This is a genomic window from Burkholderia semiarida (assembly GCF_029268935.1).
In the GTDB taxonomy this organism is placed as follows: domain Bacteria; phylum Pseudomonadota; class Gammaproteobacteria; order Burkholderiales; family Burkholderiaceae; genus Burkholderia; species Burkholderia semiarida.
Map to the genome: position 1 here is coordinate 179,493 of NZ_JAHLCL010000005.1, position 13,077 is coordinate 192,569.

Annotated in this window: 17 protein-coding genes; 13 read left to right on the forward strand and 4 right to left on the reverse strand. The window is 66.7% G+C overall.

Annotated elements, in window-relative coordinates; translation table 11 throughout:
• Positions 1-12: 12 nt before the first annotated feature.
• Both trpS and KPB06_RS07635 read right to left on the reverse strand, forming a co-directional pair.
• Positions 13-1,026 carry a tryptophan--tRNA ligase gene (gene trpS, locus KPB06_RS07630; RefSeq protein WP_059575188.1) on the reverse strand — a complete coding sequence of 338 codons (1,014 nt, stop codon included), beginning with the start codon at positions 1,024-1,026 and terminating at the stop codon, positions 13-15.
• A 209-nt stretch (positions 1,027-1,235) separates the two neighbouring features.
• Positions 1,236-1,391, reverse strand: coding sequence for a hypothetical protein (locus KPB06_RS07635; RefSeq protein WP_167351636.1), 156 nt, complete (start codon positions 1,389-1,391; stop codon positions 1,236-1,238).
• A gap of 465 nt (positions 1,392-1,856) precedes the next feature.
• On the opposite strand from KPB06_RS07635, the gene KPB06_RS07640 reads away from it, so the two are divergent.
• The 5 genes from KPB06_RS07640 to KPB06_RS07660 all read left to right on the forward strand — a co-directional run bounded on the left by KPB06_RS07640 (position 1,857) and on the right by KPB06_RS07660 (position 4,533).
• Positions 1,857-2,174, forward strand: a complete 318-nt coding sequence (locus tag KPB06_RS07640) for a hypothetical protein (RefSeq protein WP_230951132.1) — start codon at positions 1,857-1,859, stop codon at positions 2,172-2,174.
• A 228-nt stretch (positions 2,175-2,402) separates the two neighbouring features.
• The gene (locus KPB06_RS07645; protein ID WP_275905416.1) at positions 2,403-3,053 is read left to right on the forward strand and encodes a hypothetical protein; all 651 of its coding nucleotides are present in this window, start codon (positions 2,403-2,405) and stop codon (positions 3,051-3,053) included.
• A gap of 80 nt (positions 3,054-3,133) precedes the next feature.
• On the forward strand, positions 3,134-3,466 hold the full coding sequence (locus KPB06_RS07650) for a RebB family R body protein (RefSeq protein WP_059574945.1): 333 nt from the start codon (positions 3,134-3,136) through the stop codon (positions 3,464-3,466).
• 190 nt (positions 3,467-3,656) lie between these two features.
• Positions 3,657-4,013 (forward strand): RebB family R body protein, encoded by a 357-nt coding sequence (locus KPB06_RS07655; protein WP_124864258.1) that lies wholly within the window; start codon positions 3,657-3,659, stop codon positions 4,011-4,013.
• Positions 4,014-4,209: 196 nt separating this feature from the next.
• The gene (locus tag KPB06_RS07660; RefSeq protein ID WP_059574949.1) at positions 4,210-4,533 is read left to right on the forward strand and encodes a RebB family R body protein; all 324 of its coding nucleotides are present in this window, start codon (positions 4,210-4,212) and stop codon (positions 4,531-4,533) included.
• Between the two features lie 79 nt (positions 4,534-4,612).
• Here KPB06_RS07660 and KPB06_RS07665 read toward each other — a convergent pair whose 3' ends face one another.
• The gene (locus KPB06_RS07665) at positions 4,613-5,455 is read right to left on the reverse strand and encodes a Crp/Fnr family transcriptional regulator (protein WP_226093982.1); all 843 of its coding nucleotides are present in this window, start codon (positions 5,453-5,455) and stop codon (positions 4,613-4,615) included.
• Positions 5,456-5,699: 244 nt separating this feature from the next.
• Here KPB06_RS07665 and KPB06_RS07670 point away from each other — a divergent pair, with 244 nt between their 5' ends.
• From KPB06_RS07670 to argE, 8 genes are all read left to right on the forward strand, one after another.
• Positions 5,700-6,257 (forward strand): RNA polymerase sigma factor, encoded by a 558-nt coding sequence (locus tag KPB06_RS07670; RefSeq protein WP_059574953.1) that lies wholly within the window; start codon positions 5,700-5,702, stop codon positions 6,255-6,257.
• A gap of 114 nt (positions 6,258-6,371) precedes the next feature.
• On the forward strand, positions 6,372-6,665 hold the full coding sequence (locus tag KPB06_RS07675; protein ID WP_059574955.1) for a RebB family R body protein: 294 nt from the start codon (positions 6,372-6,374) through the stop codon (positions 6,663-6,665).
• Between the two features lie 35 nt (positions 6,666-6,700).
• Positions 6,701-7,306: a hypothetical protein gene (locus KPB06_RS07680; RefSeq protein WP_230951133.1), complete on the forward strand. Its 606-nt coding sequence runs from the start codon at positions 6,701-6,703 to the stop codon at positions 7,304-7,306.
• A gap of 3 nt (positions 7,307-7,309) precedes the next feature.
• Positions 7,310-7,969 carry a hypothetical protein gene (locus KPB06_RS07685; protein WP_275905415.1) on the forward strand — a complete coding sequence of 220 codons (660 nt, stop codon included), beginning with the start codon at positions 7,310-7,312 and terminating at the stop codon, positions 7,967-7,969.
• A gap of 241 nt (positions 7,970-8,210) precedes the next feature.
• Complete coding sequence (locus KPB06_RS07690; protein ID WP_275905414.1) at positions 8,211-9,533, forward strand: flavin-containing monooxygenase; 1,323 nt, start codon at positions 8,211-8,213, stop codon at positions 9,531-9,533.
• Between the two features lie 75 nt (positions 9,534-9,608).
• Positions 9,609-10,058, forward strand: a complete 450-nt coding sequence (locus tag KPB06_RS07695; RefSeq protein ID WP_059574963.1) for a RidA family protein — start codon at positions 9,609-9,611, stop codon at positions 10,056-10,058.
• Entirely contained in the window at positions 10,055-10,732 is a 678-nt protein-coding gene (locus KPB06_RS07700) for a DUF1028 domain-containing protein (protein ID WP_059642824.1), read from the forward strand. The genes KPB06_RS07695 and KPB06_RS07700 overlap by 4 nt, the downstream gene beginning before the upstream one ends.
• The gene (argE, locus tag KPB06_RS07705) at positions 10,725-11,888 is read left to right on the forward strand and encodes an acetylornithine deacetylase (protein ID WP_059642821.1); all 1,164 of its coding nucleotides are present in this window, start codon (positions 10,725-10,727) and stop codon (positions 11,886-11,888) included. Before KPB06_RS07700 ends, argE begins: the two co-directional genes overlap by 8 nt.
• Before the next feature lie 79 nt (positions 11,889-11,967).
• Here the strand turns inward: argE and KPB06_RS07710 are convergent, their stop codons facing one another.
• On the reverse strand, positions 11,968-12,891 hold the full coding sequence (locus KPB06_RS07710) for a LysR substrate-binding domain-containing protein (protein ID WP_059574969.1): 924 nt from the start codon (positions 12,889-12,891) through the stop codon (positions 11,968-11,970).
• Between the last annotated feature and the right edge of the window lie 186 nt (positions 12,892-13,077).

Consider the following 13,077-nt stretch of genomic DNA (forward strand, 5'->3'; position numbering starts at 1 on the left):
CGCCGGAACGTATCAGTCGAAATACGTCAACCCCATCGCACCCTTCACCTCCGCGAGCGTCGCGCCTGCCACTTCCCGTGCATGCAGCGTGCCGCGCTTCAGGATCGCCATCACTTCGGCCTTGTCGGCCTCGAATTCGCGGCGGCGCGCGCGGATCGGCTCGATCAGCGCCTGCAGCCGCTCGTTGAGCACGCGCTTGACCACGCTATCGCCGAGGCCGCCGCGGCGATAGTGGGCCTTCAGTTCGTCGACCTTCGCGACGTCGGGCTCGAACGCATCGAGGAACGTGAACACGACGTTACCCTCGACCTGGCCCGGGTCGCTCACGCGCAGGTGGTTGGGGTCCGTGTACATGTCCTTCACGGCTTGCGCGATCTCGTCCGGCGTCGAGCCGAGCGTGATCGCGTTGCCGAGCGACTTGCTCATCTTCGCCTTGCCGTCGATGCCCGGCAGCCGCGTGACCGACGACAGCACGGCCTCGCATTCGACCAGCACCGGCTGCTCGACGGTCGCGTTGAAGCGGCGCACGAGTTCGTTGGTTTGCTCGATCATCGGCAGTTGATCGTCGCCGACCGGCACGTGGGTCGCCTTGAACGCGGTGATGTCGGCCGCCTGGCTCACCGGATAGGTGAGGAAGCCGGCCGGGATGTCGCGCTCGAACCCGCGCAGGCGGATTTCTTCCTTGATGGTCGGATTGCGTTCGAGGCGCGCGACCGTGACGAGATTGAGCAGGTATTGCGACAGCTCGGCGAGTTCGGGCACCTGCGATTGCACGACGATCGTCGAGATCGCCGGATCGATGCCGACGGCGAGGTAGTCGAGCGCGACCTCGATCACGTTCTCGGTGACGCGCTGGCGGCGGCCCATGTTGTCGGTCAGCGCCTGCGTGTCGGCGAGCAGCAGGAATTGCCGCGCTTCGTGCTGCATCTGCACGCGTGCGCGCAGCGAGCCGATGTAGTGGCCGAGATGCAGCGGGCCGGTCGTGCGGTCGCCGGTGAGAATGGTCGGGCGGGCGGGGTGAGTCATGGTCGTCGTTGGCTCCGGGTTGTCGAGGCCGCCAGCCATGATGTCGGCGCAGAAACGCGAATGCCGCCATCGCTGGCGGCATCACGTTTGGGACATGCAAAAGGAAACGGGCCGCCTGGGTCAGGCGCGCCACCAGCAATGCACGATCGGCGAGGCGGGTCGGGTTTCCATCGCGGCAGTATAGCGTAGTGCGTCCGGGGACGTGCGCGTCAGCGGATCACCGACTCCATCGCGAGGTAGGCGGTTTCGGCGGACGGCCACAGCAGATACAGCAGGCCGGCCATCAGCAGCCACGCGCCGGCGCGTACGAGCGGCGTGCGGTCCTTGTCGCGTGGGGAATGGATGGGCTGCTTCGATTTCTTCATGCTTGCAGGCGCGAGGTGCGCCACTCCAACGTTACTGCAACGGGTCGCGCGGGGCGAGGCCGGGGTGTTGCGGGGAAATGGGGCTCAATCTGGCTTCCCGTGCGGCGGGGCACGCGCGGGCATCTAAAGGGGAACGATCATGTGTTCCGCGAACGCATCGTTTCGTGCGAAGCGGTGCGCATGCTACCAGTTCGGGGCGGTACGCACAGTCAGGAATTGTAGGGCAATGGCCCGAATGGATCGCGTCGCGTTCGGTCTGCGAGCGAAGCCGAGGCCGCGGTATTTCTCGGTCGCGTGCGACTGCCGGGGGCCAATGATATCACCCGGAAAAAACCGGATGGATCCGCTGGGTCTCGCGCGTGGGCACCATAATGAGCGGGCGATAATGGGTTCGCTTTTCTTGCGTGGGTATTCGAAATCGTGCGAAATCAATTACGTCCGACTGCTGCCAGCCGTATTGGCTTCATGCAATTGGTTTCTGTTTTCCTGTGCTTCGCGTGTACAGCCTGTTCGAGGAACGATGTTCTCCCTCGGAATATGTCGCTGGCTGCCTTCAATCCGCATCGCAGGTGGGACGGCAAGAAGGAGACGTTGATCGACGCGGCGAAGGCGGCGACGTCCGCGCCGGTGTCGCCGGTCAAGCCCGCGGCGCATCCCGTGTCGCCGCGTACGGGCCGCGTGCATGTGCCCGATGGCTACATGCCGCCGGAGAAGCCGCAAGCCGCCGATCCTCCCCGAGCGGAAACGACGGCCGCTCCTGTCGGTGCTTACCGGCTCACCTGACACACACCGCCCGCCCGCACCGCCTCCCGACTTCACATCCCCGTCGCACGGTTCGTCCTTGCAGCGGTCCTGCCGACATTTCCGGCAAGGCCGTCGCACGTCCCTTTCCCGGAGAACACCATGCGATATCCATTGCAGCACCCCGACGAGGCCGCCGTGACGCGGCGTCCATCCGAACCCGAACCGCACGTAATTGCGCCGCGAGCGACCGGCGAGGAGGGGTAAGCCATGAGCACTGAAGCACTGACCCCGCTGCTGCGGCAGCTTGCCGAGAAGCGACTCGGACGGCCGCTCGAGCCCGAAGAACAGGCGTTGCTCGAGCGGCTGCCGAGCCGGCAGGGGAACCCGCCGCCGCCCGCCGGCGGCCCGGCCGCGCAGGCGGGCGCCGCGAAGCCGCCATTGCCGCAATTCAAAACGCGGCAAGAGGCGCGCGAACAGATCAAGCATTTCCTGCAGCTCAACCAGCAAAAGGCGTACGAGAAGATGCGCGGGATCCTGCAGACGATCGATACGCAGAACGAGACGACCCTCGGCATGCTCGCGTCGGAGCAGCGGAAAGTATCGGGCGTACTCGACGCGCACGAGCCGGCGGCCGACGCGCAGGCGTCCGGCGCGGTCGAGATCCAGGACAGCACCCGCGAGGCGCTGACGATGATCGGGGAACAACTGACGGGGCTGATCCGGCAGGAAATCGAAGCATGCTTCCGGCAATACGGCGATGCGCTCGCGGAACGGCTCGCCGAACGGCTCGCCGGAGGGATCGCCGTCAGGCTCGACGCGATGGAGGACCGGTTGCGGAGCATCGGCGCCGGCCCGGCCGGCCCGGCCGAACCCACCGCTGCCGTTCACGATACGCCCGGCGCAGCGTCCATGGAGTAGCACGCGGGTCATGCGGCCGAACGCGAAACCGGCCGGCCCCGAAGTGCGACCTCTCAACTACGTGAACCAAGGAGCAACAAATGGCTGATACGTGTCAAGTGTGCCAGGTCAATCCCGCGATTACCGATGCGGTCACACAGGTCAACGTCAAGGTGGTCGCGGAAGCGCCGGCAATGGCGATGGGCTCGCTGTACCAGGCCCAGAGCCATTCGCTCAGCATCCTGTTCGAGAACGCGGTGCAGCAGCAGTCGCAGGCCGCGATCCAGTCGCAAACGTCGACGAACGTGGGGACGATGCAGCTCTACACGATCGGGCCGGAAAGCGCGGGCGCGGCCGCCACGGAAATCGGCGCGAACGGGATCATTTCGATTCTGGCCGACGTGATCGCGATCGGGAAGGCAGTCAAGGGCTGACGCGCCATCGCAACGCCGTGGTCGAGCGGCGGCGCAAGCGGCGTGAGCCGCCCATGCCACCGCCGTGCCGCGAGTCGGCAGCATGGCCGCCGGCGCCTGAACAGCGGTGCCGCGCGATGTTCCGGAGCAATCGACAGAACGGGCAGCACCGATTCGATGCGGCGCCCGTTCGCCAATCAGGAGAAATACGATGGCAAACGACGTAGACGATCCGAAAGACCCCTGCAACTGCACGACGTGCGCGGTCAACGCCGCGATCACCGACGCGGTCACGCAGACCAACGTCAAGGTGGTCGGCGAAGCGCCCGCGATGGCAACGGGTTCGCTGTACCAGGCGCAGAGCCACTCGCTGAGCGTGTTGTTCGAGAACGCGGTGCAGCAGCAGTCGCAGGCCGCGGTGCAACTGCCGACCTCGACGAACGTGGGCACGATGCAGCTGTACACGCTCGGGCCGGCGAGCGCCGGCGCATCCGCGACGGAAATCGGCTCGAACGGCGTGCTTTCCGTGCTGGCCGACGTGCTCGCGCTCGGCAAGGCGCTTGCCTGACGCATCGCTGGCGCGGACGCCGGGCGGCGGCTCCCATCGGGTGCTGCCGCCCGGCGTCGGACGCCGTGTCGACACGCCCGCGCAAGCGGGCCCCAGCGGGCGCATCGGCGGCGCCGTGCCGCGCGCGGCAGCGACCGACCCACTCATGCTTTCGCCGTGACAGCGCGTCAGCGGCGAACCAACCAGGAGCAACGACATGCCGGAACAGGTTTCTCCCGCGATGACCGATGCGGTCACGCAAGCCAACGTGAAGGTGGTGGGCGAAGCGCCCGCCGTGGCGTTGGGCACGCTCATGCAGTCGAACAGCCATGCGTCCGCGATCCTGCTTCACAACGCGGTGCAGATGCAGGCGAACCAGGCGATGTCCAACCTTGCCGCCACGACCGTCGGCGTCATGCAGCTCTATGCCGGGTCGCCGGCGGCGGCGGCCGGCGCGGCGCGCTCGGCGAACGACAGCTTCGTATCGCAACTCGCCGCCGTCGCGCAGTTGATGAACGCCCTCGGTCACGGGCGCGGCTGACCTTCACCGCGCGCCGCATGACCCGGCGCGCATCCCGCCCGCCCGGCGGCGCTGCCCGACGCACGCGCTTGCCGCGGCATCAATTGGCGTCGACGATGGTCCGGAGCTGCTCCGGTTTCTGAATCGTCACGCCGTGTTCATGTAGCCGGATCAGGCCGTCGCGCTGCATCTTCCGCAGGCTGCTGTTCAGTCGCGGCCGGCTGACGTTGAGCATCGCGGCGAGGATGCTCTGGTTCTCCGGCAACGGCACCTCGAGATCGTTCCCTTGCATGCGGTTCAGCAGATGGCGCGCGAGCCGTGCTTCGACCCGGTACAGGCATGCCGACTCGACGAAGTCGCTCAACTGGTGAAGGTGCCGGCACAGCTGCTCATGGATGCGCCCCATGAATTCCGCGTTCGCCAGCAGCGGCGCGAAGTACTGGCGATACAGCAGTGAAATGCGGCAGTCGGCGCTCAACTGGGCGGTGAAACTGCGCCGGTGCGCGCGAATCAGCGTGTTTTCGCCGATGAGTTCGCCGGGCATCGAGTGGCCGAGAATGATCTCGCGCCCGCCGGGCTCGTGGAGTGTCTTGTAGACGCGGCCGCTGTGCACGAACGCGACGAAATCCCCGGGATCGCCCTTGAAGAACAACAGGCGATTGCCGTGTTCGGGCCAGGGCGTCACGTGCCGCTCGATGTGGGCGATCAGGCTTTCCGGGAGGCCGGCGAGTATCGGTATATTGCGCAGCGTTTGAGCGTTAGCAAGGGCAGGCATGGTTTCCGCGCGAGGTTGTTTGACGATGCGGCCACCTAGCGAAAAACGCTGCCTTCGGCATTGCGTGAAAAATGAATAATGAAAGTATTGAAATAATCGGCAAGCAGTCCGGACAGGGCGGCGCTCCGGCGGCAAGCGCGCTCGATCGACCGACACGGGAAGCAGCATGCCGACGCACGGACGCATCGCGGCGGTAGTCGTTCTTGTTCATCGCAATGCCGTTATTCAGTCAGGTCCGGCGGCGCACCTGAAACGACGGATCGGGCTATGCCGGCTAATTAAAATTTCCGTTCATAATAATCAAGATAATTTACTGCGCCCGATTATCGTTATATCGGTGTTACGCGGGTAACAGCGCCATTCCCGGCGTCGAATCGATTCTGTGTTTTCCATAAAAAAAGGAAGACACGGGATGACAACCTCGAACCAGCACGCTGCCTCGGCGCCCGAGTCTCCGGCGCAGCAGCTCGACCGCGCATGGCGGGAAATGCAGGGGAAATTGCGGCGCCGTGCGCGCCTGTTGTGCAAGGGTGATATTCACCGCGCCGACGAACTGCTTTCCGATACCGCGCTCAAGGTCCACATTTACCTGCAGCGCTCGCCCGAGCGCGTGCGGAATCTGACGGGCTTTCTCTTTCTGGCGCTGAATCACGCGTTCCTCGATGGCGCGCGCCGCCGTGTGCGCGAAAGCGGCATGCTCGAATTCGACTCGGGCTGGGACGACGATCACGCCGTCGAGCTCGCCGGCCACGCGCCGTCGGTGGAGCAGCAACTGCTGCTGCGGCAACAGCTGCTGCGTCTCGAACAGGCGCTGTCGATGCTTTCCCCGCAGCAGCAGATGCTGTTCACGCTGAAGTTCGAGGAGGACCGGCCCTATCTGCACATCGCCGCGACGCTCGGGATCAACGAGCCGCTCGCCAGAAAACGCGTCGAGCTGCTGCGCAAGAAGTTGCGCGAGGAACTCGCGTGAGCGCGTTCACGAATGCCGGCACGCAGCGTTCCTAACGGCATGCGCGGCGTCGATGGCCTGCCGGCCCGCCCGTTCCTTCAACCGCATGCCGGAGCCGAGATCCGAGGAGGCCTCGTGGCAGACACAGTCAATGAGCAGATTACCGACGCGGTGACGCAGACCAACGTCAACGTCGTGGCGGGATCGCCGGCCCAGGCGCTGGGCATGCTTTACCAGATGTTCAGCCAGGCCGTCGGCATCTCGGCGCAGAACATGACGCAGCAGCAGGCCGCGCTGAACCAGATTTCGAACGCCGTGGTGTCGAAGGCCGTGGCCATGATCCTGTCCGTCGAAGCGTCGCCGAAGCCGGCCTCGGGCGGCGCGTCGCAGCCGGAGGCGGGCGCGCCGAAGACGGGTTCCACGCATTAGTACGCGATGACTCTCGGGATACCTGAATCATGAACATGAAAGGTCTTTTGGGCGGACGCGGCGACGGCGCGACGCCGGCGCCGGACGATGGCGCGGCCGCCGCGGCCGAAGCAACGACGGCGGCCGATGTCGCATCGCAAGCCACGGCTTCGACAGCCGGCACGCGCACGTGGCCGGTCAACCGGCAGCGCAGGTTCACCGACGCGCTGAAGGCGCCGGACCAGATCGCGGGGGCCACCGGGGCCGCCTCGTCGGCGCTGCAGACCGTGCAGGCGATCAACGCGGAGGCGGCGTCCTACGCGACGACGCAGATCGCCGTCGGCCCGAACATGATGATCACGCAGGCGGGCGGCATGGTCGCGCAGGCGGCGGCCAACTACTTCGAGGCGACGACGTCGCTGGCGATCGCGGGCAAGAGCGTGTTGATGAAGGACCTGGCGCAGAAGACCATCGACGAGAACGTGAAAGGCATGGCGATGGATGCGGTGGGCCTGCTGTTGACGGACTTGTTCGTCGCGACCGCGGCGATCGTCGCCGGCGCCGCGGAGGCGATCGAAGGAGAAGCCGCGAGCGTCGCGCTCGACAAGATCGACGAGAGCCTGCAGAGGTATCAGGCGCTGCTGGACAAGAAGGGCACGTAGGGCGTGGCGCGCATCGTCGCCCACGCGCGTCGCGGGCAAGCATGCCCGGCGAGCCGTGGGGCGATCGCTGCCGCGCGTGCGGCGACAGTATCAATCGACACGACCCGCCGGGCCGTCGGGCCCGAGGCGGGATGTGAGCGGCGGGCGCGACGCACGTTCGTGATGAATACGTCGCGGCCTGCTACCGGCAGTGTTGTCCAGTCATGTGAGGAATCCATGTCCTACATCATTCAGAACGTAAACGGTCCCGCGCCGCTGGGGGTTGGCGAGCGCAAATGGGGAGATGCGGCGGAAATCGATTTCGGCGCGATGACGAGCTGCATCGCGCTCGTCGAGCAAACGCCGGGTCAACCGACGTTGGTGCGCGGCATTCATCTGTCGATCGTGAGCCCCGACGGCACGAATGTCTACGATCCGGCGGCGGACGTTGCCGGACAGGTCGAGACGATCATGCAGCAGCAGGGCAACATGCGCGCGTGCCTCGGGCGCATCGATCTCTGGCAGGCCAGCACGTCGCAAGAGCTGCAGGATTTCTTCGTCGCGTTGATGATGAGTCTCGACATGACCGAATGGGTGCAGGTGCCGGACGGCAACCTGCGGGTGCGGCTCCACGGCGGCGTGATGCAGTATCAGCACGGCACTGGCGCATGGACCAACGTGTAGCCGAAACGATCGGCTGAAGCCGGCGCCCGCCATGCAGGCGGGCGCCGGTGCAGTGTCCTCCGACGGTATCGGCGCTGCGCGCCGGTACGGCCGGCCGTCCAGGCCGTCCCCAGCTTTTTTCTCGTCAACACCAACAAAAATCATCATTTCGCCCCCGGCGGCGTGTCAGCAGAATGTCTCCATTCCAGCTCACGCGACAGCACGCGCGTCGCACCGAGCCGCACTTCAGAAGGAGACAGCCGTGGCAGTCGAAACAACTTCAATCGATACGCTCGTCGTCGGCGCCGGGCAGGCCGGCATCGCGATGAGCGAGCATCTGGGCAAGCTGGGCGTGCCCCATCTCGTGCTGGAGCGCAGCCGAATCGCCGAGCGCTGGCGCACGGGGCGCTGGGATTCGCTGGTCGCGAACGGCCCCGCGTGGCACGACCGCTTCCCGGGGCTCGAATTCGACGGCCTCGCGCCCGATGCGTTCGCATCGAAAGACCAGGTCGCCGACTACTTCGAAGCGTATGCGCGCAAATTCAACGCGCCGATCCGGACCGGCGTCGAAGTGAAGAGCGTCGTGCGCAACACCGGCAAGCCCGGCTTCGTCGTCGAGACATCCGACGGCACGATCGACGCGAATCGCGTGGTGGTCGCCACCGGTCCGTTCCAGCGCCCGGTGATTCCGCCGATCGCACCGGACGACGCGCGCGTCGTGCAGATCCATTCCGCCGACTATCGCAACCCGGGCCAGCTTCCGGAAGGCGCGGTGCTGGTGGTCGGTGCCGGCTCGTCGGGCGTGCAGATCGCCGACGAACTACAGCGCGCGGGCCGGCAGATCTATCTGTCGGTCGGGCCGCACGATCGCCCGCCGCGCGCATATCGCGGCCGCGACTTCTGCTGGTGGCTCGGCGTGCTCGGCGAATGGGACAAGGAAGTCGCGACCCCGGGCCGCGAACACGTGACGATCGCGGTGAGCGGCGCGCGCGGCGGCCACACGGTCGATTTCCGCGCGCTCGCGAATCAGGGCGTGACGCTGGTCGGGCTGACCAAGGCCTTCGACGGTGGCGTGGCCACTTTCGAACGCGATCTCGCGATCAATCTCGCGCGTGGCGACGAGAACTACCTGTCACTGCTCGACGCGGCCGACGCCTACGTGGCCCGCAACGGCCTCGACCTGCCGGAAGAACCGGAAGCCCGCCGCATCCTGCCTGACCCGGCATGCGTCGCGCATCCGCTCCTCTCGCTCGATCTCGCCGCCGCCGGCGTCACGTCGATCGTGTGGGCGACCGGCTATGCGGTCGACTACGGCTGGCTGAACGTCGACGCATTCGCGCCGAACGGCAAGCCGCAGCACCAGCGCGGCGTGTCGAAGGAGCCGGGCATCTATTTCCTTGGCCTGCCGTGGCTGTCGCGGCGCGGCTCCAGCTTCATCTGGGGCGTGTGGCACGACGCGAAGCACATCGCCGATCACATCGTCACGCAGCGCAAGTACCTCGCGTACCACGACGCGGCGCAGCACTGCGCGGCCGCGCACGCGGCACGGCCCGAAGCCCGCGCGCTCGCCGAAGCGGCGAACTGACCTCCCGACCCATTCCGCCGCGCCGCGACCGCTTCCGGCGCGGCGGGCGATCATACCGACACTCGAAGGATTTCGATGAGCCAGCCTACCCATACGCGTATCCGCATGTTCAACACGAAGGATACCTACCCGAACCAGACGCTCGACAACGACCTGTGCCAGGCGGTGCGCGCCGGCAACACCGTCTACGTGCGCGGCCAGGTCGGCACCGATTTCGGCGGCAACCTGATCGGCCTCGGCGATGCACGCGCGCAGGCGGAGCAGGCGATGAAGAACGTCAAGCAGTTGCTCGAGGAAGCCGGCAGCGACCTCACGCACATCGTGAAGACGACGACCTACCTGATCGACCCGCGTTATCGCGAACCCGTGTACCAGGAAGTCGGCAAGTGGCTGAAGGGCGTCTATCCGATCTCGACGGGGCTCGTCGTCTCGGCGCTCGGCCAGCCGCAATGGCTGATGGAGATCGACGTGATTGCGGTGATTCCCGACAACGGGCAGCCGAACCGCGCACAGGAGGCGACATGACTTTCTCCATCGTCGGGCGTTGCCCGGAGACGGGCCAGCTCGGTATCGCGATCAGCTCGTCGAGCATCGCGGTGGGCGCACGCTGCCCGTGGGTGCGCGCGGGCGTCGGCGCGGTCGCGACGCAGAACGTCACGCTGCCGGCCCTTGGGCCGCAGACGCTGGACCTGATCGAGCACGAGCAGCTCGCGCCCGCCGCCGCGCTCGACCGCGCGCTGAGCGCGAACGGCTGGAGCCAGTACCGGCAGGTCACGGTGATCGACGGGCAGGGGCAAACGGCGTGTTTCACCGGCAAGGAAGCGCTCGGCACGCACCACGCGGTGCGCGGCGAGCAATGCGTGGCGGCCGGCAACCTGCTGGCTTCGCCCGACGTGATCGGCGCGATGGTGCGCGCGTTCGAGCAGGCGTCCGGCTTGCTCGCCGATCGTCTGCTGGCCGCGATGCACGCGGCGATGGTAGCCGGCGGCGAGGCGGGGCCCGTGCATTCGGCCGCGTTGAAGGTGGCCGGCGACGTGGTCTGGCCGATCGTCGACCTGCGCGTCGACTGGGCCGATACCGACCCGATCGGGCAGCTCGATGCGCTATGGCGTGCGTATCGGCCGCAGATGCAGGACTACCAGACGCGCGCGCTGGACCCGACCGCCGCGCCGAGCTACGGAGTGCCGGGCGATGAATGACACGTCGAGCCGCGCGTTGCTCGAACGGCTGATCGCGTTCGCGACGGTCAGCCGCGATTCGAACCTCGAGATGATCGGCTTCATCCGCGACTATCTCGCGGGCTTTGGCGTGGCGAGCGAGCTGTTCCACAACGCGGACCGCACAAAGGCGAGCCTGTACGCGACGATCGGCCCGTACGTGCGCGGCGGCGTGGCGCTGTCAGGCCATACCGACGTCGTGCCGGTCGACGGGCAGGCGTGGACGGTCGAGCCGTTCCGGCTGACCGAGCGCGACGGCCGCCTGTACGGCCGCGGCACGGCCGACATGAAGGGTTTCATCGCGTCGGTGCTCGCGGCCGTGCCGGCGTTCGTCGCGCGGCCGTTGCGCGAACCGGTGCATCTCGCGTTCTCGTACGACGAGGAAATCGGTTGCGTCGGCGTGCGGCCGATGCTCGCCGAGTTGGCCAAGCGTGCGCACCGCCCGCGCGTATGCGTGATCGGCGAGCCGACCGAGCTCAAGCCGGTGCTCGGCCACAAAGGCAAGCTCGCGATGCGGTGCCACGTGAAGGGCGCGGCGTGCCACTCGGCGTATGCGCCGCTCGGTGTCAACGCAATCGACTACGCGGCGAAGCTGATCGGCCGGCTCGGCGAGATCGGCGCGGCGCTCGCGCGGCCCGACCGGCACGACAGCCGTTTCGATCCGCCGTTCTCGACTGTGCAGACGGGGCTGATCAAGGGCGGCCGCGCGCTGAACATCGTGCCGGCCGAATGCGAATTCGATTTCGAGGTGCGGGCGCTGCCCGATTTCGATGCGCACGACGTGCCGAGAACGCTGCAGGACTATGCGGAATCCGAACTGTTGCCGAAGATGCGCGCGGTGCAGCCCGATACCGACATCCGGCTGCAGCCGCTCGGTGCGTATCCGGGGCTGGCGACCGCGCCGGACAGCGATGCCGCGCGCCTGCTCGCGACGTTGAGCGGGTCCGACGCGTTCGGCACGGTGGCGTTCGGCACCGAGGGCGGCCTGTTCGGGCAGGCCGGCATCCCGACCGTCGTGTGCGGGCCCGGCAGCATGGATCAGGGGCACAAGCCTGACGAGTTCGTCACGCTCGAACAACTGCACGGATGCGACGCGATGATGGCGCGCCTCGCCGCATATCTCGCTTGCGCCGGCTGAACCGGCGGCCGACACGCACGCATCGCATCGTGCGGCGCGTGCGTGTGCTTGTTCCCGTTCCTGTTTGCGATCGCGGCGCTTACCGCGCCGCTCGAGCGACGATCTGCGCAAGCCGCTCGCGGCAGAAGTCGACGAATGACTGCGCCTGCTTCGTGAGCTGGCCGCGCTTCAGCCGCGCACTCACGAGCCCCGACGGGCTCACCGTTTCGCTGAGCGCGATCGTCACGACGCGCTGGCCGTCGTACGTGTATTCGGAGTGCGGACGCGTGACGAGCAGCGAGAAGCCGAATCCCTGGCCGACCATCCCGCGCACCATCTCGATCGACGGCGAGCCGAACACGATGTTCGGCGTGAGCCCGAGTTCATGAAACAGACTGACGAAGTACGTGCGGCTCGGCTGCACGTCGAGCAGGATCATCGGCTCGACGCACAGGTCGCGCAGCGACACGTGCGTCTGGCCCGCGAACCGATGGTGCTCCGGCAGCAGCACGTACGGCTGCTGTGGCGGCATCAGCGGCTCGGTTTCGATCGTGCCGTCCAGATCGTGGTCGTACATCAGCGCGAGGTCGAACGTGCCCGACGTCAGCCCCTGCACGAGTTCCTGCTGGTCGCCGTCGCGCAGCCGGATGTTCACGCCCGGGTAGCGCTCGCGAAAGCCGGCGATCAGTTGCGGCAGATAGAGCGGCGCGACGGTCTCGAAGCAGCCGATGTCGATCTGCCCGGTGACCACGTCGTTGTCGGCGAGCGCGTTCTGTTCGAACTCGTGCGCGATGCGCAGCAGTTCCTGCGCTTTCCGGTAGAAGCGCGTGCCGCTCGGCGTCAGCGACACGCCCTGCGCGTGATGGCGAATGAACAGCTTCACGCCGAAGCTTTCCTCGAGCCCCTTGATCGCGCTGGAAATCGACGGCTGCGCGATGAAGAGCTGGCGCGACGCCTCGGCGACGCTGCCGGATTCGACCGTCGTGATGAAGTATTTCAGTTGCCGCAAAGTGTAGTGAGCCACAAGCACCTCTGATGCCCGGCCCCGGCGTGCCGCCGCGGGCGCACGTGCGTTCCATAGGGAAACAGACCCTGGCACCTTACCCGAAGTCGTCCGGCGCCGAACATTCCGCTGCAGAGCTTTTTCGTATATCCCGAAAATATTTTTAGTATTTTCCGGTCCCCACCCACGTGGCGCACCATCGTCTCC